The organism is Alphaproteobacteria bacterium (assembly GCA_035625915.1).
Taxonomy (GTDB): domain Bacteria; phylum Pseudomonadota; class Alphaproteobacteria; order JACZXZ01; family JACZXZ01; genus DATDHA01.
The window spans coordinates 1-26827 of record DASPOR010000029.1; the positions used below are offsets into that span (position 1 = coordinate 1).

A 26827-nucleotide genomic window follows, 5' to 3' on the forward strand; every position below is an offset into this window, starting at 1 on the left:
AGACGATGGCGATTTGCGCGGATTCGCCGTGGGCTCCGTAGAGCCTGGGGCAATCCGGGATTTCTTCCGATGGGCGCCGATCGGCGCTCATGGCGCTATCGAACTCGTATATCAAGATGGCAGTGTCGTCGCGACTACAGCGTCTGATGAGCGCTCGATCGGTCGGCCGTCCTTGTTTGCCCCGTCGTTGGCGGAGGCCAGAATCGACCGCTCCGATCGCATCTTGCGCGGAGATGTTCTCGGTGACGGGGTCAGACGAATCGTAGCCGTCCATCCGATGGCGAAGTTGCCGTTTTATATCCTCGTCGAACTTACCCAGGCGGACGTGCTCAGGGACTGGACCCACCGGTTCATATTCGATTCCGCCGTGAGCGTGGGTGCCGTTGCGGCGTTTTGCGTGCTGCTGGTGCTCCTCTATCGGCGTATCGTGAGCGAGCAGCGCGCATATCGTGCAGCCCGAATCGCCGAACAGCGCCTCGCCGACGCGGTCGAGAGCATCGGCCAAGGCTTCGCCCTTTGGGACGCCAACGACCGGCTCGTCATCTGCAATAGTCGATATCGCGAGCTTCATCGTCTCGATGAAATCCGGATCGAGCCGGGTGTGCGCTTCGAAAAAGTCCTCGAAGCGACGACGAAGGCGGGTCTCTACAGGATTGCCGGCAGTGCTGAACGGTCAATCGAGGAACGGGCCGAGCGACATCGAAATCCGCGCGGTAGCTTCGAACAACAGCTTGCGGACGGCCGATGGATGCTGGTCATCGAGCGGCGAACCAGCGAGGGCGGCGTTGTTGGTATCCGAACCGACATCACCTCGCTCAAACATAAGGAAGCCGAATTGCGGAAATTGGTCGGCGACCTCGAGGCCGCAAGAGCGCACTCGGAGGCTCAAGCCATCGAGCTCGCGGGACTCGCCGACAAGTATGCTGAAGCGCATCGACGGGCGGAGGAGGCGAACGTGAGCAAGAACATGTTCCTTGCGAGCATGAGCCACGAACTACGCACACCGCTTAACGCCATCCTCGGCTTTTCCGAAATGATGATGCGCGAGACCTTCGGGCCGCTCGGCAGCCCAAAATACAAGGAGTATGCCGCCGACGTTCATCGTAGCGGCCTTCATCTCCTGGAGCTGATCGGAGATGTGCTGGATTTGTCCAAGATCGAGGCTGGAAGGCTCGACCTGACGCCAGAGCGACAGGACGTCCGTAAGCTCGTCGCCGAATGCGTTCGCCTTGTGGACGACCTCGCGGCTGTTAAAGGAGTCGCGGTGTCGGTCGACCTTCCCGACGCTCTTCCCTGCGTGCGCGCCGATCGCCGGGCCGCGAAGCAAATCCTGATCAACCTACTCTCGAATTCCATTAAGTTCACGAATGCCGGAGGATCGATCGAGATCACGGGCATGTCGGATGACGGGTGCGTGAGGATCGCCGTGCGCGATACGGGAATCGGAATCGCGGCAGGGGATATCGAGCGACTGTTCAAACCGTTTGAGCGCGGCCACAACGCGCTCAGGCTCGAAGGGACCGGGCTCGGCCTTGTCATCGCGCGTGCCCTCGCCGAACGAAACGGTGGCGCCGTCGGTCTCGAGAGCAAGGTGGGCGAGGGCACCGTCGTATGGCTCGAACTCCCGGTCGATCCAGAAGGCGAGCCGGTGGCTGACGCGGCATAGCCGAAATTGTCCGGGCGGCCCATGAAAGTTATTTTCGCGGCCGAGCCCCAGGCTCCGGGCCTCACGATGCTGTGCCAAGCTAGTTTTTTATTTTCAAGGAGATACTCGGTACCTCACATCAACCACGCGTTGCGATCAGCGTCGAAGCACGGCATTCGACCCATGCATTCGGCCAGACCGTGGCACGATGGTCACCCGTCAATTCGCCTCCCCGGTAAGCCTTCATTAAGGTGACCGCCGGTACCTTCTTGCTCGGACAAGAAGTCGGCCCGTCGCGGCCAAGTAGGTGGGACGTATCGTGAAAAGCGCATACCTTGAGAGCATCGCGTTGATCGAGCGGCTGCATCGCCGGTTCCTTGACGTGGTTCGGGCGGAACTTGAACGCCTCGGCATTCAGGACATCAATAACGTCCAGGGCCTCATCCTTTTCAATGTCGGGGCCGATGAGTACACGGTCGGCGAGCTTACCCAACGCGGGTATTATCTCGGCACCAATGTAACCTACAATCTCAAGAAGCTCGTCGAGTACGGATATGTTATGCAGGCCCGCTCCGCGCACGATCGCCGTTCGGTCAGGATTCGGCTGACGGAGAAGGGTATTAAGCTACGCCATGCGATCGACGCGGCGTACGACCGTCATGTCGAGGTGCTGGCCGGAAGCGGCAACGGCCCCAAGAATCTTGACGAAATCAACGCGGCGATGCGCGCCCTCGAGCGCTTCTGGACAGAACTTCTCGTCGGCGGCACTCCCCTCGGTCTTCCGCGCGGCGAAAAGGCCGCATAAGGATGCACGTGCCAAGGAATGCGCGCCTCCTTGTGGAGCGCGCGCTCGTTCCTCACTCAGACGATTTCGGTCAATTCTCGAGGACCTCGCTTGGTCCGGAAACGCGCCTCTCCATCGCGGTCCGTAGCTTTCCGAGTGCTTGACGCTCGATCTGCCTAATGCGTTCCTTGGTGACGCCGAACGTCTCGCCGATATCGGCAAGCGTTGTCTTGTCATCGCCAAGAAAGCGGCTTTCGATGACGCGGCGCTCGCGCTCCGAGAGCGTATGCATCGCCTCATTAAGCCATTCGACCTTGACCTTGTGGTCCCGCCGGCTCGCCACGATTGCCTCGGGCGAGGGGCGAACGTCAGCGACGAGGTCCTGGAGTTCGATCGAGTCGTCGTCGCCGATCGTCGTGTTGAGGGACTGATCGGGCCGCGCAAAATGGATGTCGATGCGTTCGACGTCCGAGAGCGGAACGTCCAGCTCTGTCGCGATGCGCAAGCGGTCTTCGTCGGACATGGTGCCGTCCGGACGCACCTGAACCTTGGAGCGCAGGCGCCAAAGATTGAAATAGACGCGACGCTGACTCGGGGTCGTCGCGACCCGCACGATCGACGCGTTGCGCATCATGTAGTTGCGGATCATGCGGACGATCCACCAGGTCGCGTAGGTCGAAAATCGCACGTTGCGCTCGGGATCGAAGCGCAATGCCGCCTCCATGAGGCCGATATTTCCTTCCTGCACGAGGTCGCCGAGCGGTATCGAACTTGAGCGATAGCGCGAGGCAATGCGCACGACCAGGCGTGCGTGGCTCTCGATCAGCTCATTGAGTGCCGTTTCGTCCTTTTCTTCGCGCCAGCGTCGTCCGAGTTCCTGTTCATATTCGCGCTCCAGATACGGCGCTTCCATCGTCGTGGCGATATACCGACGGTCGCTGCGCTCGGTTTCTTTGGCGTTGCCGGTTGCCATAAATCACCCGATCTGCTTGCCCGCCCCTTGAGCTTGGCTTGCGGGCTCAAGTTGACTTTTAATATCGAGTCGATACATTAGCTCTCTCCATGTGAGCACCGCAACAATAATTTCGAGTCGATATTATTTCATGCCGCCTATGCCGGAACGTCATGCCGAGTTGCCAACCGCCGGGCAAATTGCCGAATTGCTCGACCGTCTCGGTCGGGCTACGCACGCGCTCCAATTCGTAAATGGCCTCAATCCGGCCCAGTGGGAAGCCCTTCGGTTCCTCGGCCGAGCGAACCGCTATTCGCGTTCGCCGAGTTCGTTGTCGGACTATTTGGGGACGACGAAGGGTACGACATCGCAAACTCTGCGCGCGCTCGAAAGTAAGGGTCACGTTACGCGCTGTCGCGACTGTCATGACCGGCGCGGCGTGTCGCTCGAACTGACCGAGTCCGGGCGCGCACTTCTCGAGAGCGATCCGATGCGGGAGATAGAACGCGCGGTCGACGGCCTCTCGGGAACTTGCGCCGAATCGCTGGCGAAGGGGGTCAGTCAGGTTCTCGAGCGAATCAGAAGCCGATGCCGACAAGGTGTCTTCGGTGTGTGCGAGCAGTGCAGCCATTTGGTGGCTTCGGGTGAATCAACGACGACACAATGCGGCCTCACCGGCGAGGTGCTGTCCAAAGAGGAAAGCCGCCAATTGTGCGTGAATTTCTCCGATTGTACCGGCCGCGCGAAAAAAGCAGACAGCACCCGCCCCGTCGAGTAAAGCCCCGTCATCATTTAATTCGAACATTTGATCGGTTTGTCTGCGCCACCTTGCCTGGCAAATGGCGAGCGGTTAAGACTCGCCCAATACTAGACCCTTCGGTTAGCGAGATGGCGGCTCACGGATCTCACGGGAAGAATAAGGCCCCCTGGCTCGAACAGCTCCTCGATGGCGACCGGGTTGCGCTGGCGCGGGCGCTGAGTGCGATCGAGAGTGAGGCGGGTGAGGCCGCAAGCGTCCTGCGGACGATTTTTCCGAGACTAGGGCGCGCGCGTGTCGTTGGTGTCACGGGCGCACCGGGTGCTGGCAAGTCGACCCTTGTCAACGCTTATATCGCTGAACTCCGCAAGCGCGGTACGAGCGTCGGAGTCGTCGCGATCGATCCTTCGAGTCCGCATTCGGGCGGCGCCATCCTCGGCGATCGCATTCGCATGACTCAGCACAGTGGCGATCCCGGCGTCTTCGTGCGCTCGCTCGCCTCACGCGGTCATCTTGGTGGCCTTTCGCGCGCGGCGAGCCGCGCCGTCGACGTGATGGATGCGGCCGGGCGCGACGTCGTGATAGTTGAAACCGTGGGTGCTGGGCAGTCGGAAATCGAAATCGCGGAAATCGCCGACACCAAGATCGTCATAACAGCGCCGGGATTGGGCGATGAAGTTCAGGCCCTAAAGGCCGGCATCCTCGAGATCGCCGATATCCTCGTTGTCAACAAGGCCGACTTGCCCGATGCGCGGCGCGCGGCAGCACAATTCGAGGCCATGCTGGATTTCCGCGATTCCGCGAAGTGGCGCCCGACCGTGTTGTGCGTGTCGTCGATCCGAGGGGAGGGCATTGCCGAGCTCGCGGACGCAGTCGTGGCGCATGGGCGCTCGATCGCGCCAGCCGCCGGTATCCGCGCAAACAACGCAGCCCGGCGCGTGCAGCGCCTTCTTTCAGCCATTGCCGCGGAACGGGTGCGCGGGGCACTTCACGCAGCGGAGGACCGGAAACTTGCCGAAGTCTGCGAAGCGGTCCTGAAAGGCGAGATGAGTTTCGAGCAAGGTGCGGAGCGGGCGTTGGAATTGTTTCATCAATTGTTCGCCGTGGCGTCACATTGATATATCAACGCAGTTTCATCCATCCATACCGTGAACGATTTATTAAGGCTGGGAAACCATTCGCGGCGGTCTCATAATCGCCGGAGGCGCTCGCCCCATATGGTATGAGTTCGTGAAGCGAATTCTTGTCTTTCAGCATCATCCGCTCGAGCATCCGGGGACCTTGCGGGAGTTCTTTGCCGAGGACGCCGTGCGCGCCGACGTGGTGCGCCTCGATGCCGGAGAGGCGATACCTTTGCTCCAAGGCTATGACGGTCTTCTTGTTATGGGTGGGCCCCAGGATGTCTGGCAAGAGGATCGCTATCCATGGCTGCGTGGGGAGAAGGCGGCGATTCGTGAGGCGGCCGGCGATCGGTCGATGCCGTATCTCGGCATCTGTCTTGGCCACCAGCTTCTTGCGGATGCATTCGGCGGCAAGGTCGAGCCGATGAAAGGCCGCGCGGAAGTGGGTGTAGGGGAGGTCGAATTGACGCCCGAAGGGATGGCCGACCCGCTTTTGGCGGGATTGGGGCCAAGGATCGGGTGTCTGCAATGGCATGCCGCCGAAGTGACGGCACCTCCGCGCGACGCCGTGGTGCTCGCGGCGAACAGTGCGAGTCCGATCCAGGCGATACGATATGGCGCACGCGCATACGGCCTGCAATTCCATATCGAAGCGACTGAAAAGACCGTGTCCGACTGGGCGGGCATTCCTTCTTACAAGCGGGCACTCGAGCGCGGCCTTGGCGAGGGAGAGTTGGCGGTCTTCGAAGCCAAGGCCCGGAGATGTGTGCCGGGCTTCAAGGCCAATGCGCGCTTTCTTTATGAGAGTTTCAAGGCGTTGATTGCTGCAACCGCGGCTTGAAGCTGATTGACGCCGAAAAATCGTGCGCCCTCGGATAATTGCCGGATCGGCTGGAAATTAATTCCACTATGGACGGAAAAAGGGACCCGCCGTAATGTGGCGCAAAGAAGCACGTCCGCCGAGCGTGTGAAAAATAGCGTGCGGGGAGGGCATGGCATCCGTCGAATTGCGTGGCGTCTATAAGGCTTTTGGCGCAACTGAAGTCATTCACGGCATTACGCTGGCGATTGAAAATGGGGAGTTCGTGGTCCTCGTCGGTCCGTCCGGCTGCGGGAAATCGACGCTCTTGCGCATGATCGCGGGCCTTGAGGAGATCACCGGCGGCGAAGTGTTGATCGGTGGCAGGGTCGTCAACAACGTTCCGCCCAAGAGCAGGGACATCGCGATGGTGTTCCAGAACTATGCGCTCTATCCCCATATGACCGTGTTCAACAACATGGCGTTCAGCCTCAAGCTCGCCAAGGTTGCATCCGTGGAGATTCAAAGCAGGGTCAACAGAGCCGCAGGGATCCTGAGCCTGACACCCTACCTCCAGCGCTATCCACGTCAGCTTTCGGGTGGACAGCGTCAGCGTGTCGCGATGGGGCGAGCGATCGTGCGCAACCCGCAAGTCTTCCTGTTCGACGAGCCGCTCTCCAATCTGGACGCCAAATTGAGGGTCCAGATGCGCTCGGAGATCAAGGAGCTCCATCAGCGCCTGGGCTCGACCTCGATCTACGTGACCCACGATCAGATCGAGGCCATGACCATGGGCGACCGCATTGTCGTGATGCGCGATGGGATCGTGGAGCAGATCGGAACCCCCCTCGAGCTCTACGACACGCCGTCCAATCCCTTTGTCGCGGGCTTCATCGGCTCTCCTGCGATGAATTTCATCGAAGGGGCCTTCAACGGCAATGAGGCCGGCGGCATCGTGTCGGCGGACGGGGTCCATCTTCCGACGACCACGAAGGGCGAAGCAGGGCGCAAAGTGATTTATGGCATTCGGCCCGAACATCTGACGCTTGTGGGGCCGGATCAAGGCTTGGCGGCGGACGTGGTGCTGGTCGAGCCGACCGGGGCGGAAACCCTCATCGTCGTGCAGATTGGCACTTCGCGTGTTCAAGCACTCTTCAAGGAGCGCCATCGCTTCAAACCCGGCGAGCGTATTTGGCTCAAACCGGACATGCCGGCGGTACATGTTTTCGATGCGGGCAGTGGTCAAAGGCTGTGATCGGAACGCCGGGCGGAAGTGGGTGAATTCGAACGCGCGTCTGCAATTTCGAACGGCATCGGCGCGAAAATAAGAGATCGCTCGGTCTCAGAATTTGCCAGGCCGGTGGCCGGGCAAAAGATCAGATTGGGAGGAAGGCAATGTTCAAATTCACACGGCGCGAGGTGGTGAAGATCGGCGCCGGCGCAGCACTTGCCGGCGCCGTCGGTGGATGGGCTGAATCCGCGGCGGCGCAGGAGCTGAAATATACGCCGGAAGCGGGCGCCAAATTGCGTGTACTACGCTGGAAGCAATTCGTCCAGGGCGATATCGAGTCCTTCACAGCGAGCACGAAGAAATTCACCGAGCAAACCGGTGTCGAGGTCCGCCTCGACACTGAAAGCTGGGAGGATGTACGCCCGAAGGCGGCGGTGGCCGCGAATATTGGGGCCGGCCCCGACATCATCATCGGCACCAACGACGATCCCCACAAGTTTCCCGACAAGCTCGTCGATCTCAGCGACCTCGCGGACTACCTCGGCACGAAATATGGCGGCTGGTACGACGTCTGCCGAGACTACGGCATCCACGACAACCGGTGGATCGCGTTGCCTCAGGGCATCAACGGATCTTGCATCAATTATCGGATAAGCCACGTCCAGAAGGCAGGCTTCGAGAAACCACCGGCCGATCTGCCGAATTTTCTCAAACTTTGCCAGAACCTGAAGAAGAACGGCACGCCCGCGGGCTTTGCACTCGGCCATGCAACGGGCGACGCAAACAACTGGACCCATTGGTGCCTGTGGAGCCACGGCGGCAAGGTGGTCGACGAAAAGAGCAATGTCGTGCTCGACTCGCCTGAAACGGTCGCAGCCCTCGAATACGCGAAACAGCTTTACCCGACATTCATCGACGGTACGCTCACCTGGCTCGACCCGAGCAACAACAAGGCATTCCTCGCGGGTGAGTGCAGCCTGACCGGCAACGGGATCTCGATCTACTACGTGGCCAAGACCTCGAGTGACCCCAAGCTTCAGGAGATCGCCAAGGATATGGACCATACCCATTATCCAATCGGGCCCGGCGGCAAGCCCACCGAACAGAACCTGATGCTCCAGGCGTTTGTGTTCAAATACACGAAATATCCGAACGCGGCGAAAGAGTATCTGCGCTTCATGTGGGAAAAGGAGCAGTTCGATCCTTGGATGGTGGCTTCGCTCGGATACATAAGTCAGCCGCTCAAATACTACGAGAACAACCCCGTCTGGACGTCGGATCCAAAGGCGAAGCCGTTCAGCGAGGTCTCGAAGCTCATTCTGCAGAACGGTTACGCCGGCCCGCTCGGCTTCGCATCGGCCGCCGTGATCGGCGATTTCATTGTTGTCGACATGTTTGCCGAGGCAGCCTCGGGCGCGCAATCACCCGAGGATGCGGCAAAACGCGCAGCCGAGCACGCCAAGCGCTACTATCAGGTCTGATGGGTCGCGGGCGAAGCGCCGTTGAGCGCCGCCCGCAGCACTCCCCGGAGCATTCATGGTAGCCGAAAGCCGTACTCTCGCCGCGGAAACGCCCGGCTATCGCTGGCTCGAAAGGCTGGTGCATGGACGCAACCTGCTCGGCCTCATCTTCATGCTGCCGGCGGGAGCGTTATTGCTGATTTTCCTGACCTATCCCCTCGGGCTCGGCATATGGCTCGGCACGACCGACGCCACACTCGGTGAGCCCGGCCATTTCATCGGCATCGGCAACTTCATCTCGCTTGCCCTGGACGACGTCTTCTGGCTCTCGGTCTTCAATACAACGCTCTACACCGTGGTCGCGAGCATCTTCAAGTTCGCCCTCGGGCTTTGGCTGGCATTGCTCCTCAACGAGCATTTGCCCTTCAAGGCGTTCATCCGCGCGATCGTCCTCCTGCCGTTCATCGTACCGACGGTTCTCTCAGCGATCGCCTTCTGGTGGATCTACGACAGCCAGTTCTCGATCATCTCGTGGATGCTGATGCGGCTCGGCCTGATCACCCACTACATCGATTTTCTCGGCAGCCCGTGGGCGGCAAGGGCGTCGGTGATCGTGGCCAATATCTGGCGCGGCGTGCCATTCGTCGCGATCAGCCTGTTGGCCGGCCTGCAGACAATCCCGCCGTCGCTCTACGAGGCCGCGACACTCGACGGTGCCAGTCCCTGGCAGCGTTTCTGGCACATCACGCTGCCGATGCTGACGCCGATCATCGCGGTTGTCATGACTTTTTCGGTCCTGTTCACCTTCACGGACTTTCAGCTTATCTACACGCTCACGCGCGGCGGACCGATCAACGCCACGCACTTGATGGCGACACTTTCATTCCAGCGAGCGATCACGGGCGGTCACATGGGTGAAGGGGCGGCGATCTCGGTCGCGATGATCCCGTTCCTCCTAGTCGCAATACTGTTCAGCTATTTCGGGCTGCAACGCCGCCGCTGGCAGCACGGCGGAAGGGACTAGCGTAATGGCGCAATCGCTCCGGCATGACCCGTCGGGCACGGCTTACCTCGTCTCGCTGCCGAGGAAGGTGGTGACGGTTTACGTCCCGCTTGGGGTCTTCCTGATCGTCCTGCTCTTTCCGTTCTATTGGATGGCGATCACATCCTTCAAGACCAATGAGGAGCTTTACGATTACAAGACCTTCAGCCCGTTCTGGCTGACCCATCCGACGCTGGCCAATTTCCACAAGCTCTTCTTCGAGACCGATTACGGACTCTGGCTCTGGAATACGGTCCTGGTGTCGGTGGCCGCGACGTTCCTATCGCTCTTTGCGAGTGTCTTTGCCGCCTATGCGATCGAGCGGCTGCGTTTCAAGGGTTCGCGCTATGTCGGCGTGGGAATCTTTCTCGCCTACCTCGTTCCGCCCTCCATTCTATTCATTCCGCTCGCCCTCATGGTCTTCCAACTCGGCGTGTTCGATTCCCTTTGGGCGTTGATCCTGACCTATCCGACGATCCTCGTGCCGTTCTGCACGTGGCTCCTCATGGGCTATTTCAAGTCGATCCCGTACGAGCTCGAGGAATGCGCACTGATCGACGGGGCCACGCGATTTCAAATCCTGTTGAAGATCATCCTGCCGCTTGCCGTACCCGGCCTCATTTCGGCGGGAATCTTCGCCTTCACGCTTTCCTGGAACGAATTCATCTATGCGCTCACCTTCATTTCATCATCCGAATACAAAACCGTATCCGTCGGCGTGATCACCGAACTTGTCGAGGGCGACGTCTATCACTGGGGGTCCCTGATGGCGGGAGCGCTCGTGGGCTCGCTACCGGTCGCGATCCTCTATTCGTTCTTTGTCGAGCACTATGTCTCGAGTATGACGGGTGCGGTGAAAGAGTAGGCGTATCTTCAGCGCATTCTGGATGCACGACGACGTATGTAGGCCAAAATGTGCCCTCTTTCCATGCGGAGTTTCCCCGTGCCGCTCCCAAATTTGCGATGCGGGCTTGCGATAACGCATCCATGTGTATAAACTGGACAATCTATACACATTATTCGAAGGTAGCGCCGGTACCCATGCGAACCAACATTGAAATCGACGATGAATTGCTGAGCCGCGCAATGGCGGCGACGGGTTTGGCGACCAAGCGGGCCACCGTGGAAGAGGGACTGCGCCTGTTGGTGCGGGTGAGCGAGCAGGTCGAGGCGTTAACCGATATCAAAGGTCTGGGTTGGGAGGGTGATCTGAATAAGATGCGTCGGGGTCGCCGACCCGGTCGAATATGATCCTTGTCGATAGCTCGGTCTGGATCGCGCATCTGCGCGGTCAAACCACACTTGCGACCGTGAAGTTGGAAGCTGTTGCGGCACGCGAACCTCTGCTGATCGGGGATCTTATCTTACTGGAGGTCCTCCAGGGCGCCCGCGACGATGCCCAGGCCGCGCGCGTCGAGCGCAAATTGCGCCAGTATGCGATCGTGCGCCTTTTGGACGATGATTTGGCGTCCCGGGCTGCCCGCAACTATCGCAGACTGCGAAACCTCGGCATCACGGTCCGCAAGACCGCCGACATCATCATCGCCACTTTCTGCATCGAGCGTCGCCATGCTTTACTGCACGATGATCGCGACTTCGCGCCGATGGTCGAGCATCTCGGCCTCGAGGTGGCGTAACGTCTTCGCCTCGCTCGTGTGCCTGCATACCGCCTCACACGACACCGGTCCGATGCCCGCCGGTGCGCCGAGGGCAAATGCGCCGCGCCAGCACTGGCGCCGTCTTATCCCGTAAAGGCCTGGATTCCCGTCTGCGCGCGGCCGAGGATCAGTGCGTGGATGTCGTGCGTTCCTTCGTATGTGTTCACCGCCTCGAGGTTCATGACGTGGCGGATGACGTGATACTCGTCGGCGACACCGTTGCCGCCATGCATATCGCGTGCGATGCGCGCAACCTCGAGCGCCTTGCCGCAGTTGTTGCGCTTGATCAGTGAGACCGCTTCCGGCGCCGCCTTGTGCTCGTCGACCATGCGTCCAACTCGAAGGGCGGCTTGAAGACCGAGCGAGATTTCCGTCTGCATGTCCGCGAGTTTCTTCTGAATGAGCTGATTGGCGGCAAGCGGCCGGCCGAACTGCTTGCGTTCGAGAACGTAGTTGCGCGCGGCGTGCCAACAAAACTCCGCCGCCCCCATCGCACCCCACGCAATGCCGTAGCGTGCGTTATTGAGACAGCCAAACGGTCCCGCGAGTCCCTTCGCGTTTGGCAGCAGATTCTCCTCGGGGACGAGCACGCCGTCCATGACGATCTCGCCGGTGATCGACGCACGGAGGCTGAATTTACCTTCGATCTTGGGGGTGGTGAGGCCCTTCATGTCGCGTTCGAGGATGAACCCGCGGATCACGTCACTATCGTCCTTGGCCCACACCACGAAGACGTCGGCGATGGGCGAATTCGTAATCCACATCTTGGCGCCGGTAAGCTTGTAGCCGGCGGCGACCTTCCGCGCCCGTGTCTTCATCCCTCCGGGGTCGGAGCCATGATCGGGCTCTGTCAGGCCGAATGCCCCGACCCATTCGCCCGCGGCCATCTTGGGCAAGAACTTCTTGCGCTGCGCCTCGCTGCCATAGGCGTGGATCGGGTACATGACCAGGGAGGATTGCACGCTCATGCAAGAGCGGTAACCGCTATCGACTCGTTCTACCTCGCGGGCGATCAGGCCGTAGCAGACATAGCTCACGCCGGCGCAGCCATACCCTTTGATCGTCGAGCCGAGCAGGCCAAGCTCCCCCAGCTCAGGAAAAATCTCTCGATCGAAGCGCTCGTGACGGTTCGCCTCGAGCACGCGCGGCATCAGCTTTTCCTGGCAATAGCTGCGTGCGGTGTCACGCACCATCCGCTCGTCCTCGCTCAGCTGGTCTTCGATCAGGAAGGGATCGTCCCACTGAAATTTGGCCCAGGATTTCGAGGCGGGTTTTTCCGCGGCAGCGAGTTCTGCTGGTGACATGGCGATCTCTCTTCCCAAGTGGCGAGTGGCGGTCTTGCGCCCGAGCCGAGATATATTCCTCGTCAACCCCTCTGTCACGCCGCATCGGCGCGATGGGGCATTCCGGCCTTCACGGGTGTCTTCCGCCGTGCAATCGGCGACCGGTCTCTTTTCACGTCGAGGGTTGCGAATTCCGCCGGTGCGGTGATTTCGAGCATTTCAAGGTCGCGCGACCCGCGCGTCAGTTCATGATGAATTTCCGCCGGCATATGCACGCAGTCGCCGGCACGGAGCACGAATTCTCCCTGGCCGTCATACCAGAACGCGACTTCGCCCTTCAGCACGTAAATGATCTGAAGTCTGAGCTTGTGCTTGTGGGCCCCTGTGCCCTCTTTGCAAGCGCGCACCGCCCGAACAACGTGGGCGCCGACACGACCGCGCGTAGCGTGCTTGATGCCGAGATCGCGGTAGCGGAAGAATGGCCTCAAGCCTTCGCCTCGATAGGTCGCATCCGCGGCGCGGCTTAAACTGAACCGCCCGACCTTTTTCTTAGCTAGCCGGCTTTTGCGGGCTTTGCTTTGCGATTTTGCCGCCATATCCGACCCTCCTGTCGATGGGAAGGAACAGTCTATCGCGCCTTCGGCACCCTGGCGATAACGGGTGAAAGGCGCCAAAAAGACGAATGGCGTGCGCGTTGGGCTATCGCCGGTGTGTGGCGCCAAAAATCATCGCGCGGGTCTAACATTATATTTGCGTTACTTGAGTATAAGGTTGCCGTGGCCCCGTGTATGAAAATTTTGTTGCGCCTTCCCACGTCGCTGAGATAGGGTCGCCGCCGCTGCGAATTGAAAGAATATGTCGAGCGCAGACCGCGCAAGCGACAAAGAGCAAAAAAGATTAATGGCTGGCGTTCTGGGAGTGTCGTGAGGCAGGTGAGCCGGTTGCTTTTGAACTTGCGTTCCTCGAGATTCGCGCCATAGCCTAGTCTCACGCGCATTTTGCGTGCGGCGGCAACGAACGTGTAGGGCAGTGCTGGGCCAACCAGCCGTCCGATGAGGGCAGGTCAGGGAATAAAGGCTTCATGGAGTATTTCCTCCAACAGCTCATCAACGGCGTAACGCTCGGCTCCATCTTCGGTCTGATCGCTATTGGCTACACCATGGTCTACGGAATCTTGGGCATGGTGAACTTCGCCCATGGCGACATCTTCATGATCGGCGGATTCATATCGGTCATCACATTCCTCGTGCTTGGCCTGTTGGGCGTGACATGGGTGCCGTTTGCGCTCGTGTGCATGCTGCTGATGGCGATGATGTTCACCTCGATCTACGGCTGGGCTGTCGAGCGCATCGGTTACCGCGCCTTGCGCAATTCCAATCGACTGGCGCCGCTGATTTCCGCAATTGGCATGTCGATTTTCCTCGAGAACTACGTCCAACTTCTCCAGGGTGCCCGCAATAAGGCGATCACGCCGATGCTCCAAGGTGGGGTCGAGCTGATGACGAGCGATTCGGGCTTCACGGTCCATCTCGGCTATATGCAGATCGTCATCGTCGTCGTCACCGCGGCGCTCATGGCCGGATTTGCACTCATGATCGCGCAGACCTCGTTGGGTCGCCAGCAGCGCGCCTGCGAGCAGGACATGCGAATGGCGCGCCTTCTCGGCGTGGATGTCGACCGCACGATCTCGCTCACCTTCGTAATGGGTGCGGCCCTCGCCGCGGTCGCTGGCATGGTCTGGCTGCTTTATTACGGAATCATCGATTTCTACGTGGGTTTTCTCGCCGGCATCAAAGCGTTCACCGCGGCTGTGCTCGGCGGCGTGGGATCGCTGCCGGGGGCAATGCTAGGCGGATTGCTCATCGGCCTGATCGAGGTCTTTTGGGCGGCATATTTCAGCACGGCGTACAAGGACGTTGCGACCTTCGGAATTCTCGTGTGCGTGCTGATCTTCCGGCCAACCGGGCTCCTCGGCCAGCCCGACATCGAGAAGGTCTGATCGTGGCCACCCAGGCGACCCAGGACATGGCGATGCCGATGCCCAAGCGCCTGGAACGTCCGATGGCGGATATACTCAAGGACGCGGCTATTACGGGGTTCATCGCCTTTGCGCTGGCATTGCCCCTTGTCGGTTTTCAGACCGTCGACCAGGCGAGTGCGATCGTCCTACAGACCCGGTTCCCGCAACTCTTCTACGCGGTCGCCTTGATCTTCACGGGTCGGTTGCTCCTGTTATTTTGCAACGCGGGCCTTGCCCGGCCCATCATGCTTGTGACCGGCGCCTTCAGCGTTCTTTGGCTTGTGAACGCGTTTGCCAACTTCGTAACCGTGAATTGGCAGACCCTTAATTTTCTCACCTTTGCGACGTCGACCGTGGTTGCACTGCGCGCATGGGTCCTGATGCGACGCAGGGCGGCGGCACTGACCGAACGCGGGAAGGACGTGATGGGTGAGCGGATCGCCGTGGCGGTAAATCGCCTCGCGCGCCGGATCGGACCGTTCATCGCGGCTTTCGCGGTGGCACTGCCGTTCATGCCATTTGCCGACCAGCGCACGATGGATATCGGCATAGCCGTCCTGACTTACGTGATGTTGGGCTGGGGCCTCAACGTGGTGGTCGGCCTCGCGGGTCTCCTCGATCTTGGATATGTGGCATTTTACGCGGTCGGTGCGTATTCCTACGCACTTCTCTCGAAGGGCCTCGGGTTCAATTTTTGGGAGGCGTTGCCAATCGCCGGCGGGCTTGCCGCGTCCTTCGGCATCATGTTGGGTTTTCCGGTGCTCCGCCTGCGGGGCGATTATCTCGCGATCGTAACCTTGGGTTTCGGCGAGATGATCCGTTTGGTTCTGCTGAATTGGAGCGCGCTTACGAACGGCGCCAGGGGCATTGGCGACATTCCGCGGCCGAGCTTTTTCGGCATGCCGTTCACCCCCGCACCTCCCCCCGGCATCACCGCCGTTCATCAATTCTTCGGTGTGGATTTCGCGCCCATCCACCGTGTGTACTGGCTTTATTACATCATCCTCTTGCTCGCAGTTCTGACGAACTGGTTCACGCTGCGCATCCGCAGGCTGCCAATCGGCCGCGCCTGGGAGGCGCTCCGCGAGGATGAGATTGCGTGCCGAGCACTCGGCATCAATCCGACGAACACCAAGCTCACAGCATTTGCGATTGGCGCCATGTTCGCGGGCTTTGCGGGCTCCTTCTTCGCGACCCGGCAGGGCTTCATCAGCCCCGAGAGCTTCAATTTTCTCGAATCCGCGATCATCTTGGCGATCGTCGTGCTCGGCGGCATGGGCAGCCAGATCGGTGTCGTGGTAGCGGCGTTCCTTTTGATCGGGGGGCCGGAATATTTCCGCGACCTTCAGGCCTATCGCATGTTGGCGTTTGGCGCCCTTATGGTGGGTATCATGGTTTGGCGGCCGCAGGGTCTCCTCGCGCATCGCGATCCGACCCTTCGCCTCTCCAAGCGCCCAGCACCCGATGGAGTGCCCGGTAGATGACTCCGACGCCGCTGCTGACGGTCGAGCACCTGACGATGCGCTTCGGCGGTTTGCTCGCTGTCGACGACGTGTCGTTCAATGCGATGAACCAGCAGATTACCGCCATCATCGGGCCCAACGGCGCAGGCAAGACCACGGTGTTCAACTGCCTCACTGGTTTCTATAAGCCAACGGTCGGCCGCCTCCTTCTTACGGCCGCGGACGGCAAAGCCCACCTGCTGGAACGCATGGACGGATTTCGTATCGCGCAGCACGCGCACGTGGCGCGCACGTTTCAGAACATTCGTCTCTTCCCGCGCATGTCGGTGCTCGAAAACCTGCTGGTTGCCCAGCACAACAAGCTCATGCGCGCGTCCGGTTATACGGCCCTCGGCCTCTTTGGCGTGCCCACTTACAAGCATGCTGAGGCCCACGCCGTCGACCTTGCGCGCTATTGGCTTGAGAGGATTGGCATCGTCAATCGTGCGGACGACAACGCCGGCACGCTGCCCTATGGCGACCAGCGACGGTTGGAAATTGCCCGCGCCATGTGCACCGAGCCGGTGCTGCTTTGCCTTGATGAGCCCGCGGCGGGCCTTAACAACCGTGAATCGGCAGAACTCAACGAGCTGCTTTTGTACATCCGCGATCACCATCGGATCGGAGTCCTGCTGATCGAGCACGATATGACCGTGGTGATGAAGATCTCCGATCATGTCGTCGTTCTCGATCACGGCCGCAGGATATCCGACGGCACACCCGTCGAGGTCCGCAACGACCCGGCCGTGATCCGCGCCTATCTCGGCGAGGAGGAGGACGAGGCACTGCCTGCCGAGGTGGCTCGCGACCTTGGCGTTCCGACCGAACGCGGCGGAGAGCTCCACTGATGCTCACCATTTCGGGCGTCCACACCTATTACGGCCACATCCAGGCCCTCAAAGGCGTTGACCTCGAGGTCAAGGAAGGTGAAATCGTCACCCTTATCGGCTCGAACGGCGCGGGCAAGTCGACCCTCCTGATGACGATCTGCGGCACGCCGCGCGCGCGCTCGGGCAAGGTGATTTTCGAGGGGCGCGACATCACGGCAGTGCCGACGCACTTGATCATGCGCAGCGGTATTGCCCAGTCGCCCGAGGGCCGGCGCATCTTCCCGCGTATGACCGTCCTTGAAAACCTTCAGATGGGGGCTCTGGTCAGCAATCCCGAATATTTCGCTGAGGACTTGGAGCGGGTTTTCACGGTTTTTCCGATCCTGAAGGAGCGGCAGGAGCAGCGCGGTGGAACGCTCTCGGGTGGCGAGCAGCAGATGCTCGCGATCGGGCGTGCGCTCATGAGCCGGCCCCGACTTCTACTACTCGACGAGCCGTCCCTCGGCCTTGCGCCGTTAATCGTCCGCCAAATCTTCCAGACCATCCGCGATATCAATCGCGCGACACGGACGACGATTCTCCTCGTCGAACAAAACGCGTACCACGCCTTGCGCCTCGCCGATCGCGGATACGTCCTTGCGAACGGGGAGATCCTGATGACCGGGACGGGTGCTGAGCTCTTGGCCAACAAACAGGTGCGGGCCGCTTATCTGGAAGGCGGACATTAGGTGCCGGGGAGCGTGGGATGGCGACGGATTTGATCGGCAGCAGCACCTGGGCGGAGTTCATCTTCGGCACGGTGATCCTGTTCGGATGGGCCGCCTACATGGCCGCCCAGGCCCTCGCACGAACGTGGCGCCCGTGGTCGCGCTGCTTCTATTATGGGTTGCTTCTCGCCGTTGCCAGCCGGCTCTTCGACTACCTGCTCTTCGAGGGCCCGCTCCTGTCGGTGCTCGGCTTTATCGTCAACTTTCTGTACATATTCGCCGTCATGTTGATCGCGCATCGTTGGACGCTGAGCCGCATGATGGTCAGCCAGTATCCGTGGCTTTACGAAGCGGCCGGTCCGATGGGCTGGCGAGAGAAGCAGCGCGAGTAGCTTAGGAGCACATCCAGAATCCAGGACCGCGAATTAATTTGCCAGCTACCGGCACCTGTGGAATCTATATCGAAGTGCTGATAGCTGGTTATGCCGGGAAGTCCTCGGCGTCACTGTGGCACGTCACACGAAAAGGGAGAGCTTAATGCACAAAATGACAAATATGTTGGTGGCTGCGGCTGCCTTTGCCGTGCTGTGCACGGCAGCGGCGCGGGCCGACGAGCTTGTCGTCGCGACCGCCGGTCCAATGACCGGCAACGATGCCGCGTTTGGCGAGCAAATGAAGCGCGGCGCCGAGATGGCGGTCAAGGACATCAACGCCGCGGGCGGCGTGATGGGCAAAATGTTGAAGCTTGAGGTCGGCGACGATCAGTGCGATCCGAAGCAGGCCGTTCCGGTCGCCAACTCGTTCGTGGAAAAGCACGTGGTCTTTGTGGCAGGCCACTATTGTTCCGGCAACTCGATTCCAGCATCAGCAGTCTATGTCGAGAACAATATCCTTCAGATCACGCCGGCGTCGACGAACCCGGCCCTGACGGAAGGTGCGGCGCAGAAGGGATGGAAGACCGTGTTCCGTGTTTGCGGTCGTGACGACCAGCAGGGCGTGGTCGCCGGCAAGTTCCTTGCGGACAAGTACAAGGGCAAGAAAATCGCCATTCTCCACGACAAATCGCCATATGGCCAAGGCATCGCCGACGAGACGAAGAAGAACATGAATGCTGCGGGCGTGCAGGAAGCGCTCTACGACTCGTTCCAGAAGGGCGACAAGGATTTCACCGCGCTCGTCAGCAAAATGAAGCAGATGGGCATCGACGTGGTCTATGTCGGCAGCTACCACACCGAGACGGGTCTCCTGATCAAGCAGGCGGCAGATCAAGGGTGGAAGCCGCAATTCGTGTCCGAGGACGCCCTGGTCACCGATGAGTTCTGGAAGATCGCCGGGCCCGCCGGCGAGGGCCTGATCATGACGTTCCCGCCGGACCCCCGCGACAATCCGGCGGCGAAGGCCGTGGTGGCCGAGTTCAAGGCCACAAGCTACGACCCCGAAGGCTACACCCTCTATACCTACGCCGCATTCCAGGTGTGGTCCCAGGCGGTGAAGAATGCCGGCACGACCGATCCGCAGAAGCTTGCGGTCGAGCTGCGCAAGGGCTCGTTCAACACCGTTTTGGGAACGATCCAGTACGACGACAAGGGGGACATCAAGAACTCCGAGTACGTCTGGTACAAGTGGCATGATGGCAAGTACGCCGAGACTAAACTTTAATAGCTAGGTCTCGCACCGAAATGTCGGCCCGGCGGGCAACTGCCGGGCCGATTTGTTTCCTCTCAATGCGACGGAAAGATGTGCGGAAGAAATCGGGCGTCGCGTGGCGAATCTCGGATTCGCCACACTAGCGTGATCGGCGGCGGCCTTCTGTGGAGGGTTTGCGGCCGAGCCCGATCTTCTTCGCAAAGGCCGAGCGCTGGGCGGCGTAATTGGGTGCTACCATGGGATATTCCGGGGGAAGGCCCCATTTGGCGCGATATTCGTCGGGGGTCATATCGTAGGTCGTGCGCAGATGGCGTTTGAGCATCTTCAATTTCTTGCCGTCTTCCAGACAGACGATGTATTCGGGTGTGACGGAACGTTTGATCGGTACGACGGGCTTGAGCATTTCGTGTCTGGCCTGGTCGGTTCCGCCGATTAATTGATCCAATGCCCCGTGGACCGAGCGGATTATCTCGGGTAATTGAGACGGAGCGAGGGCATTATTGCTTACATAGGCTGCGACAACCTCGGTCGTCATACGCAGCATGTCACTGCGACCCGCCTTTTCACCGTTGTCTTCCCTCATGGCGCCGATCCTCTTCGCCTCAGAAGGTAATTTACAATCATTCGCATATAAATTTTATCGTGTCAATTCGATACAGTGGCAATACGAGTAATAAATTCTTCCTTCGGTTTGCGTAGAGTTTACTATTTTGATTTATTAGAGTCTCTATACCTAATTTCTCGAAAATTGTACTGAATAGATTTCTAATTATTTGTGAATTGAATTATATCACTGCAACAAGCGCCATATTTTCCGAACAAATCCCGATCAATGTTGTCGACATCGCGCGTTTATCCTAGAATTTCGCGATATTTGTTCGGCCATGACATGTCGATTCCAAGAAATTTCGACCCATGACCGCAATAAATTTCGTAGAGGTTTCCGCGAGAGCTAGTAGCGGACTGGCACCATGTGCCGACATATGGTATTTTCGCAGACGGTTTTTCCCGCTTTCTGTGACCGTCGATGCCCGCGGAATTAATTGCGATCGCCTCAGACCATGCAGGGTTCGCACTCAAGTCGGTGTTGCGCGCCGAGCTTGAGGCGCTGGGCTACAGGGTGCTCGACCTCGGAGCGAATTCATCGGAGAGCGTCGACTATCCCGACTTCGCAGCGGCAATGGCGCGAACAATCGAAAGCAAGCAGGCGCTGCGCGGCGTGCTTATATGCGGCACGGGGATCGGCATGAGTATTGCCGCAAACAGAAGCCGCGCGGTCCGGGCCGCGGTATGCCACGATGTTTCCTCGGCCGGACTGGCGCGCCGCCACAACGACGCGAACGTCTTGGCGCTCGGCGCGCGGCTCATCGGGGAGGAAGTGGCGAAGGACTGCCTGCGTACTTTCTTGTCGACGGCGTTCGATGGCGGTGAGCGTCATGGGAGGCGTGTTTCGAAGTTATCCGGGGCGTGACGCGGTATCGAATTTGCCGAGCACACGTCGGGTGCTCGGCCGTTTTTTGATAAGCGATCCGAAATCCATACTCGAACGAAGGGATTGACCGTGCGATGACGAGACAAGATGGCGCGAGTGCTTCACCGGCTGGCACGCTCGACCGATTTTTCTCGGCTGGCCTCTCCCAAGTCGATCCGGAGGTGGCGCACGCCATTCGGGGTGAACTTGGGCGCCAGCAAAGCCAAATCGAACTCATCGCTTCGGAGAACATCGTCTCGCGCGCCGTTCTCGAGGCGCAAGGCTCCGTGCTCACCAACAAATACGCGGAGGGTTATCCCGGTCGCCGTTATTACGGCGGCTGCGAACATGTGGACATCGTCGAAAGTTTGGCGATCGAGCGCGCCAAAAAACTTTTCGGCTGTGCCTTCGCAAACGTGCAGCCCCATTCGGGTGCGCAGGCCAATACCGCGGTCTTCTTCGCCTTGTTGCAGCCGGGCGACAAATTCATGGGACTTTCGCTCGCGGCGGGCGGACACCTCACGCATGGCGCCCCGCCGAGCGTGTCGGGCAAGTGGTTCGTCCCCGTACCCTACGGGGTGCGGCGGGAAGATTGTCTGATCGATTATGACGAGCTTGCGCGTCTCGCCGAGCAGCATCGTCCGAAACTGATCATCGCGGGCGGATCCGCCTATCCTCGCTTCATCGATTTTGCCCGGTTCAGGACGATTGCCGACAGCGTCGGTGCGTATCTCATGGTCGACATGGCGCACTTCGCCGGGCTCGTCGCAGGCGGGGTGCATCCGAGCCCGTTGCCGCATGCCCACGTCGTCACGACGACCACGCACAAGACGCTGCGCGGTGCGCGTGGCGGAATGATCCTGTCAATGGACGAAAACCTCGGCAAGAAGATCAACTCCGGCATCTTCCCGGGCACGCAAGGCGGGCCGCTCCTGCATGCGATCGCCGGCAAGGCGGTGGCTCTGGGCGAAGCGCTCAAGCCCGAATTCAAGATCTATGCCCGGCACGTCGTGGATAACGCCCATGCGCTGGCTGCGACCCTTGTCCGGCGCGGCTACGACATCGTGACGGGCGGCACCGATACGCACCTCATGCTGGTCGATCTGCGCTCGAAGCGGCTGACCGGTAAGATCGCTGTCGAAAGCCTCGAGCGGGGTGCGATCACGTGCAACAAGAACGGCGTGCCCTTCGACCCCGAAAAACCGACGATCACATCGGGCGTTCGCCTCGGCACGCCCGCCTCGACGACGCGGGGGTTCGGCGTCCCCGAGTTCAACGAGGTGGGCGAGTTGATCGCCGATTTGCTCGACGGCCTTGCCTCGGGATCGAATGATAACAGTGCGGTCGAGCGCAAAGTGCGCGCGCGCGCTGAATCCTTATGCGCGCGGTTTCCGATCTATCCGGATTTTTGATGCAGGCCAAGTCGAAGCGCGGAGCAAGAAACGACAGCAAAACGAGGGGGGGTAGGGCATGCGTTGTCCGTTTTGTGGCCACGAGGACACCCAGGTCAAGGATTCCCGGCCGACCGAAGACAATGCCGCAATTCGCCGCCGACGCTTCTGTCCGGCGTGCGGTTCGCGCTTCACGACGTTCGAGCGCGTGCAGCTCCGCGAACTCATGGTCATCAAGAAGAATGGCCAGCGCGCAACTTTCGACCGGGACAAGCTTGTCCGCTCGATCCAAATTGCTTGTCGAAAACGGCCGGTCGATCCTGAACGCATCGAGCGCATCGTCAATTCGATCGTGCGGCGTCTCGAAAGCTCTGGCGAGAGCGATATCCGCTCGGAGGTGATTGGCGAGATGGTGATGGACGCGCTCCGCGGCCTCGACCCGGTCGCCTACGTGAGGTTCGCTTCGGTCTACCGAAATTTCCGCGAGGCCAAGGATTTCGAGGATTTCGTCGGGCAATTGAGCGACACTGCCGAGTGACAGTAACGAGCGACAGTGCCGATCGACGCTTCATGCAAGCCGCCCTGGGATTGGCCCGCCGCGGGCTCGGTCGCGTGTGGCCAAATCCCGCCGTGGGCTGCATCATCGTCCGCGGGGGTCGTGTCGTCGGGCGAGGTTGGACCCAATCAGGAGGGCGGCCTCATGCCGAAACGGAGGCACTTAGGCGGGCAGGCGAGGCGGCGCGCGGTGCTGTCGCCTACGTGACCCTCGAGCCCTGCAGCCATCGTGGCGTCACCCCACCTTGTGCCGATGCCTTGATCCGCGCAGGTATTAAGCGCGTCTGTGTGGCGATCGGAGACCCCGACCCGCGTGTCTCGGGTGCCGGTATCGAACGGCTTAAGAATGCCGGAGTCGATGTTGCGGCGGGCCTCCTTCACGACGATGCCATGGAGGTCAATGCGGGCTTCTTCACGCTCCAGCGCAAGGCCCGGCCGCTCGTCACCTGGAAGACAGCGACCACGCTCGACGGCCGCATCGCAACGCATTTGGGCGAAAGTCAGTGGATTACCGGAGAATTGGCCCGCCAGCGCGCGCATCTTCTTCGCGCCACTCACGATGCAATCTCGGTCGGCGTCGGCACAGCCTTGACGGATGATCCCGAACTCACCTGCAGGCTGCCGGGCCTCGAGGCGGCATCGCCCGTCCGCGTTGTGATCGACGGCAGGCTGCGCACGCCGCTGACGAGCCGGCTTGTCTCGACGAACGTTTCAATACCGACCTGGTTCGTCACCCGTTCGGATGCGCCGGAGGAACGCCGTAACACGTTGTTGCGCCTCGGCGTCGCTGTCATTTTGGTACCGCCTGGCGAAGGCGACCGGCCCGACCTCAATGGCGCCTTGCGTGAACTCGGCAAGCGCGGGATCACCCGCCTCCTTGTCGAGGGTGGCAGCCAGCTCGCTGCTGCCCTGCTTCGCGAAGATCTGGTCGATCGGATCGCCTGGTTTCGCGCGCCGATCGCCGTCGGCGGCGACGGGCTTCCGGCGGCTGCCGCGTTCGGCGTCGACAGGCTCGCCGAGGCGCCGCGCTTCGAGCGCACCTCGGTAATTTCCTGCGGCGTCGATACGCTGGAAACATTCTCGCGTCGAGCATAGCTTAGCGCGATGTTCACCGGCATCATCACCGACCTTGGCCGGGTCCGGTCAGTCGAGCAGGCCGCAAGCGGCGACACCCGTTTCGCCTTCACGACCCGTTATGAGATGGCATCGATCGCGCTCGGCGCATCGATCGCCTGCTCGGGCGCGTGCTTGACGGTGGTCGAGAAGGGTGCGGACTGGTTCGCCGTCGAAGTTTCCGGGGAAACCCTCGCACGGACAACGCTCGGCACATGGGCCGTCGGCCGCGCCGTCAATCTCGAACGCTCGCTGCGTCTCGGAGACGAACTCGGCGGCCATCTCGTAAGCGGCCACGTCGACGGCGTCGCCCGGATCGTCGAAATCATTCCGGAAGGCGGCAGTATGAGGCTCATGTTCGAGGTTGCGGCCGGGCTTGCCAAGTTCGTCGCTTCCAAAGGGTCGGTCGCAATCGACGGTGTCTCGCTCACCGTAAACGAGGTGGATGGCGCATTTTTTGGCGTCAATATTATCGACCATACGCGGCGCGTCACGAGCTTTGGCGAAGTGGCGGTCGGAGACCGGGTCAATCTTGAGGTGGATATCTTGGCACGCTATGTTGCTCGCCTCCTGGAGAGGAGCTGAACGTGCCGCACAGCAGGTTTTTGTCGTCAATCGAGGAAGTCATCGACGATTGTCGCAATGGGCGGATGTTCATCCTTGTCGATGACGAGAGCCGTGAGAACGAAGGCGATCTCGTCATTCCCGCGCAAATGGCGACACCGGATGCGATCAACTTCATGGCGAAGCATGGCCGCGGCCTTATCTGCCTCTCTCTGACCCAGGCGCGCATTCACGAACTTGGCCTGCCCCTCATGCCCCAACATCACGCCTCGCGCCATCAGACGGCATTCGCCGTCTCGATCGAAGCGCGCACGGGCGTGACGACGGGCATATCCGCACCGGATCGCGCACGAACCGTATCGGTCGCGATCGATCCCATGCGAGGCAAGGACGACATCGTCACGCCGGGCCATGTATTCCCACTCGTGGCGCGCGACGGCGGGGTGTTGGTGCGCGCCGGACACACCGAAGCTGCCGTCGATCTGGCGCGGCTTGCGGGATTGAACCCGTCGGGCGTCATCTGCGAGATCATGAACGACGACGGCACGATGGCGCGGATGCAGGACCTTATCAAATTTGCCCAGTTCCATAATCTGAAAGTCGCCAAGATCGCGGATCTGATCGAGTACCGGCTGAGGTACGACCGCATCGTTCAACGCAGCGTGGAAACCGCCGTAAAGAGCAAATATGGCGGTGAGTTCCGCATGGTGGTCTACGTCAACAAAATCGCCTATGCCGAACATATCGCATTGGTGAAGGGAGACGTGTCGTCCCGAGAGCCGACGCTTGTGCGCATGCATGCGCTCGATGTGCTCCATGACGTCGTTGGGGAGCGAAGTGGCGGACGCGGCGGCGAGATCGAGGCGTCGATGCGGATGATCGATGAGGCTGGCCGGGGTGTCGTCGTTTTGATCCGTGAGCCAAGTGCGACCCGGTTATCGGATATCGTGACCGCGCGCGTGACGGGCGGCTCAGGTGCCACGACCGGTCTGCGCGATTACGGAATCGGCGCCCAGATTTTGCTCGACCTCGGGGTGCGCGATATGATCCTGTTGTCCAACACGAAACGCACGATCGTCGGTTTGGAGGGCTATGGGCTCAGTGTTGTCGAGCAGCGGCCCATTCCGGCTGGCGGGGATTGATCGCGCATGGCCAACGCACCCCATATTCTGATTGTAGAAGCGCGTTACTATGAGGACATCGCGGACGAGTTGGCGCGCGGTGCGATGGATGCGCTCGAGAAGGCGGGTGCGAGCTATGAGCGCATCACCGTTCCCGGTGCCTTCGAAATTCCCGCCTTGATCAAATATTCGATCCGCAGCCGCGATTTCTATACGGCCCGTCCGCGCTTCGACGGATTCATCGCGCTCGGCTGCGTCATTCGAGGCGAGACGAGCCACTATGATCTTGTGTGCAGCGAGTGCGCGCGAGGTCTGCAGTCGCTTGCCGTCGAATATACCCTCGCACTTGGCTTCGGCGTGCTTACGGTTGAAAACCGAGAGCAGGCTTGGGCGCGCGCTTCGCTCACCGGCCGCAACAAAGGTGGCGAGGCGGCGCGCGCGTGCCTTGCGATGGTCGATCGCAAGCGCACATTCCGTCTCTATCCGCGCTGATAGATCATGGTGGAGCGTCCCGACAAGAGCCCAGCCGAAGGAAAATCGCCGACCAATGTGCACCGCCTTAGTTCGGCGCGCTTGGCCGCGGTTCAAGCGATCTATCAGATGGAAATGACGGGTGCCGCGGCCGACGGTGTTGTCGCAGAATTTCTCCTTCATCGTGGAGGGGCCGAGCTCGGGGAAGGCGAGAATGCGGTCGAAGCGGACAAGGCGCTGTTCGCGGACATCGTGCACGGTGTGTCAGCACAGCAGGATGAACTCGACCGGCTGATCGGTTCGACCCTGGTCGAAGGCTGGCCGCTCGCCCGCATCGAAAAGGTGATGGCGGCGGCGCTGCGCGCAGGTGCCTATGAGCTCCTCCGGCGGGCGGACGTGCCGGCACGGGTCGTCGTGAGCGAATATGTCGACGTGGCGCACGCCTTTTTTGAGGGCAAGGAGGTCGGAATGGTCAACGGCGTCCTCGACCGGCTCGCGCGCTTGCTGCGCGAGGCGGAGATGGCGGACACGGCGATGCCGGATCCCTCGCAAAAATAGGGGTCGCGCACTGTGCCGGGCAAAGCAGCGGGACGCCAGCGGCCGAGCGAATTCGAGCTGATCGCGCGGCTATTCGCACCTCTTGCCTCGAAATTTCCCGATGCGTACGGTCTCGAGGACGACGTGGCCTACTTGCGTGTTGCCG

The 26827-nt window shown here is 60.5% G+C and carries 29 protein-coding genes; 25 read left to right on the plus strand and 4 right to left on the minus strand.

Translation table 11 applies throughout. From position 1 onward, the window contains the following. Both VEJ16_02705 and VEJ16_02710 read left to right on the plus strand, forming a co-directional pair. On the plus strand, positions 1–1666 hold a 1666-nt coding region (locus tag VEJ16_02705), incomplete at its 5' end, for an ATP-binding protein (protein ID HYB08563.1). 298 nt (positions 1667–1964) lie between these two features. Further along, positions 1965–2450 (plus strand): MarR family winged helix-turn-helix transcriptional regulator, encoded by a 486-nt coding sequence (locus VEJ16_02710; GenBank protein HYB08564.1) that lies wholly within the window; start codon positions 1965–1967, stop codon positions 2448–2450. A gap of 70 nt (positions 2451–2520) precedes the next feature. Here VEJ16_02710 and VEJ16_02715 read toward each other — a convergent pair whose 3' ends face one another. Beyond that, a complete protein-coding gene (locus VEJ16_02715) occupies positions 2521–3402 on the minus strand; it encodes an RNA polymerase factor sigma-32 (protein HYB08565.1) in 882 nt (293 codons plus the stop codon). A 130-nt stretch (positions 3403–3532) separates the two neighbouring features. Here VEJ16_02715 and VEJ16_02720 point away from each other — a divergent pair, with 130 nt between their 5' ends. The 9 genes from VEJ16_02720 to VEJ16_02760 all read left to right on the plus strand — a co-directional run bounded on the left by VEJ16_02720 (position 3533) and on the right by VEJ16_02760 (position 11428). After that, a complete protein-coding gene (locus VEJ16_02720; protein HYB08566.1) occupies positions 3533–4159 on the plus strand; it encodes a MarR family transcriptional regulator in 627 nt (208 codons plus the stop codon). 110 nt (positions 4160–4269) lie between these two features. Then, on the plus strand, positions 4270–5256 hold the full coding sequence (gene meaB, locus VEJ16_02725) for a methylmalonyl Co-A mutase-associated GTPase MeaB (GenBank protein HYB08567.1): 987 nt from the start codon (positions 4270–4272) through the stop codon (positions 5254–5256). 112 nt (positions 5257–5368) lie between these two features. Beyond that, the gene (locus VEJ16_02730; GenBank protein ID HYB08568.1) at positions 5369–6100 is read left to right on the plus strand and encodes a type 1 glutamine amidotransferase; all 732 of its coding nucleotides are present in this window, start codon (positions 5369–5371) and stop codon (positions 6098–6100) included. Positions 6101–6251: 151 nt separating this feature from the next. Further along, positions 6252–7313 carry a sn-glycerol-3-phosphate ABC transporter ATP-binding protein UgpC gene (gene ugpC / locus VEJ16_02735; protein HYB08569.1) on the plus strand — a complete coding sequence of 354 codons (1062 nt, stop codon included), beginning with the start codon at positions 6252–6254 and terminating at the stop codon, positions 7311–7313. A 140-nt stretch (positions 7314–7453) separates the two neighbouring features. Further along, complete coding sequence (locus tag VEJ16_02740; GenBank protein HYB08570.1) at positions 7454–8770, plus strand: ABC transporter substrate-binding protein; 1317 nt, start codon at positions 7454–7456, stop codon at positions 8768–8770. A gap of 151 nt (positions 8771–8921) precedes the next feature. Further along, positions 8922–9773, plus strand: coding sequence for a sugar ABC transporter permease (locus VEJ16_02745; GenBank protein HYB08571.1), 852 nt, complete (start codon positions 8922–8924; stop codon positions 9771–9773). A 4-nt stretch (positions 9774–9777) separates the two neighbouring features. After that, positions 9778–10656 (plus strand): carbohydrate ABC transporter permease, encoded by an 879-nt coding sequence (locus VEJ16_02750; GenBank protein HYB08572.1) that lies wholly within the window; start codon positions 9778–9780, stop codon positions 10654–10656. A gap of 176 nt (positions 10657–10832) precedes the next feature. Further along, complete coding sequence (locus VEJ16_02755; GenBank protein HYB08573.1) at positions 10833–11042, plus strand: type II toxin-antitoxin system VapB family antitoxin; 210 nt, start codon at positions 10833–10835, stop codon at positions 11040–11042. Then, positions 11039–11428, plus strand: coding sequence for a PIN domain nuclease (locus VEJ16_02760; GenBank protein ID HYB08574.1), 390 nt, complete (start codon positions 11039–11041; stop codon positions 11426–11428). The genes VEJ16_02755 and VEJ16_02760 overlap by 4 nt, the downstream gene beginning before the upstream one ends. A gap of 104 nt (positions 11429–11532) precedes the next feature. Here the strand turns inward: VEJ16_02760 and VEJ16_02765 are convergent, their stop codons facing one another. Beyond that, complete coding sequence (locus VEJ16_02765) at positions 11533–12753, minus strand: acyl-CoA dehydrogenase (GenBank protein HYB08575.1); 1221 nt, start codon at positions 12751–12753, stop codon at positions 11533–11535. A gap of 74 nt (positions 12754–12827) precedes the next feature. Next, on the minus strand, positions 12828–13328 hold the full coding sequence (locus VEJ16_02770) for a cupin domain-containing protein (protein HYB08576.1): 501 nt from the start codon (positions 13326–13328) through the stop codon (positions 12828–12830). A 485-nt stretch (positions 13329–13813) separates the two neighbouring features. On the opposite strand from VEJ16_02770, the gene VEJ16_02775 reads away from it, so the two are divergent. The 6 genes from VEJ16_02775 to VEJ16_02800 all read left to right on the plus strand — a co-directional run bounded on the left by VEJ16_02775 (position 13814) and on the right by VEJ16_02800 (position 19450). Further along, positions 13814–14731 (plus strand): branched-chain amino acid ABC transporter permease LivH, encoded by a 918-nt coding sequence (locus VEJ16_02775; protein ID HYB08577.1) that lies wholly within the window; start codon positions 13814–13816, stop codon positions 14729–14731. A 2-nt stretch (positions 14732–14733) separates the two neighbouring features. Then, on the plus strand, positions 14734–16236 hold the full coding sequence (livM, locus tag VEJ16_02780) for a high-affinity branched-chain amino acid ABC transporter permease LivM (protein ID HYB08578.1): 1503 nt from the start codon (positions 14734–14736) through the stop codon (positions 16234–16236). Continuing rightward, complete coding sequence (locus VEJ16_02785) at positions 16233–17102, plus strand: ATP-binding cassette domain-containing protein (protein HYB08579.1); 870 nt, start codon at positions 16233–16235, stop codon at positions 17100–17102. The genes livM and VEJ16_02785 overlap by 4 nt, the downstream gene beginning before the upstream one ends. Beyond that, positions 17102–17812, plus strand: coding sequence for an ABC transporter ATP-binding protein (locus tag VEJ16_02790; GenBank protein HYB08580.1), 711 nt, complete (start codon positions 17102–17104; stop codon positions 17810–17812). The genes VEJ16_02785 and VEJ16_02790 overlap by 1 nt, the downstream gene beginning before the upstream one ends. A 17-nt stretch (positions 17813–17829) precedes the next feature. Beyond that, positions 17830–18183, plus strand: coding sequence for a hypothetical protein (locus tag VEJ16_02795; GenBank protein HYB08581.1), 354 nt, complete (start codon positions 17830–17832; stop codon positions 18181–18183). A gap of 154 nt (positions 18184–18337) precedes the next feature. Then, positions 18338–19450, plus strand: coding sequence for a branched-chain amino acid ABC transporter substrate-binding protein (locus VEJ16_02800; GenBank protein ID HYB08582.1), 1113 nt, complete (start codon positions 18338–18340; stop codon positions 19448–19450). Between the two features lie 127 nt (positions 19451–19577). Here the strand turns inward: VEJ16_02800 and VEJ16_02805 are convergent, their stop codons facing one another. Then, positions 19578–20021: a MucR family transcriptional regulator gene (locus tag VEJ16_02805; GenBank protein HYB08583.1), complete on the minus strand. Its 444-nt coding sequence runs from the start codon at positions 20019–20021 to the stop codon at positions 19578–19580. 444 nt (positions 20022–20465) lie between these two features. Between VEJ16_02805 and rpiB the strand changes: the two genes are divergently transcribed. The 8 genes from rpiB to nusB all read left to right on the plus strand — a co-directional run bounded on the left by rpiB (position 20466) and on the right by nusB (position 26682). After that, positions 20466–20909, plus strand: coding sequence for a ribose 5-phosphate isomerase B (gene rpiB, locus VEJ16_02810; GenBank protein HYB08584.1), 444 nt, complete (start codon positions 20466–20468; stop codon positions 20907–20909). A 95-nt stretch (positions 20910–21004) separates the two neighbouring features. Continuing rightward, positions 21005–22321: a serine hydroxymethyltransferase gene (gene glyA / locus VEJ16_02815; GenBank protein ID HYB08585.1), complete on the plus strand. Its 1317-nt coding sequence runs from the start codon at positions 21005–21007 to the stop codon at positions 22319–22321. A 58-nt stretch (positions 22322–22379) separates the two neighbouring features. Beyond that, positions 22380–22838 (plus strand): transcriptional regulator NrdR, encoded by a 459-nt coding sequence (gene nrdR / locus VEJ16_02820; GenBank protein ID HYB08586.1) that lies wholly within the window; start codon positions 22380–22382, stop codon positions 22836–22838. Continuing rightward, positions 22835–23950 carry a bifunctional diaminohydroxyphosphoribosylaminopyrimidine deaminase/5-amino-6-(5-phosphoribosylamino)uracil reductase RibD gene (gene ribD / locus VEJ16_02825; protein HYB08587.1) on the plus strand — a complete coding sequence of 372 codons (1116 nt, stop codon included), beginning with the start codon at positions 22835–22837 and terminating at the stop codon, positions 23948–23950. Before nrdR ends, ribD begins: the two co-directional genes overlap by 4 nt. Positions 23951–23959: 9 nt before the next feature. Continuing rightward, a complete protein-coding gene (locus VEJ16_02830; protein HYB08588.1) occupies positions 23960–24553 on the plus strand; it encodes a riboflavin synthase in 594 nt (197 codons plus the stop codon). Positions 24554–24555: 2 nt separating this feature from the next. Next, entirely contained in the window at positions 24556–25674 is a 1119-nt protein-coding gene (gene ribB / locus VEJ16_02835; GenBank protein ID HYB08589.1) for a 3,4-dihydroxy-2-butanone-4-phosphate synthase, read from the plus strand. Between the two features lie 6 nt (positions 25675–25680). Continuing rightward, complete coding sequence (gene ribH / locus VEJ16_02840; GenBank protein ID HYB08590.1) at positions 25681–26145, plus strand: 6,7-dimethyl-8-ribityllumazine synthase; 465 nt, start codon at positions 25681–25683, stop codon at positions 26143–26145. A 6-nt stretch (positions 26146–26151) separates the two neighbouring features. Next, positions 26152–26682, plus strand: a complete 531-nt coding sequence (gene nusB, locus VEJ16_02845; GenBank protein ID HYB08591.1) for a transcription antitermination factor NusB — start codon at positions 26152–26154, stop codon at positions 26680–26682. Positions 26683–26827: the final 145 nt, after the last annotated feature.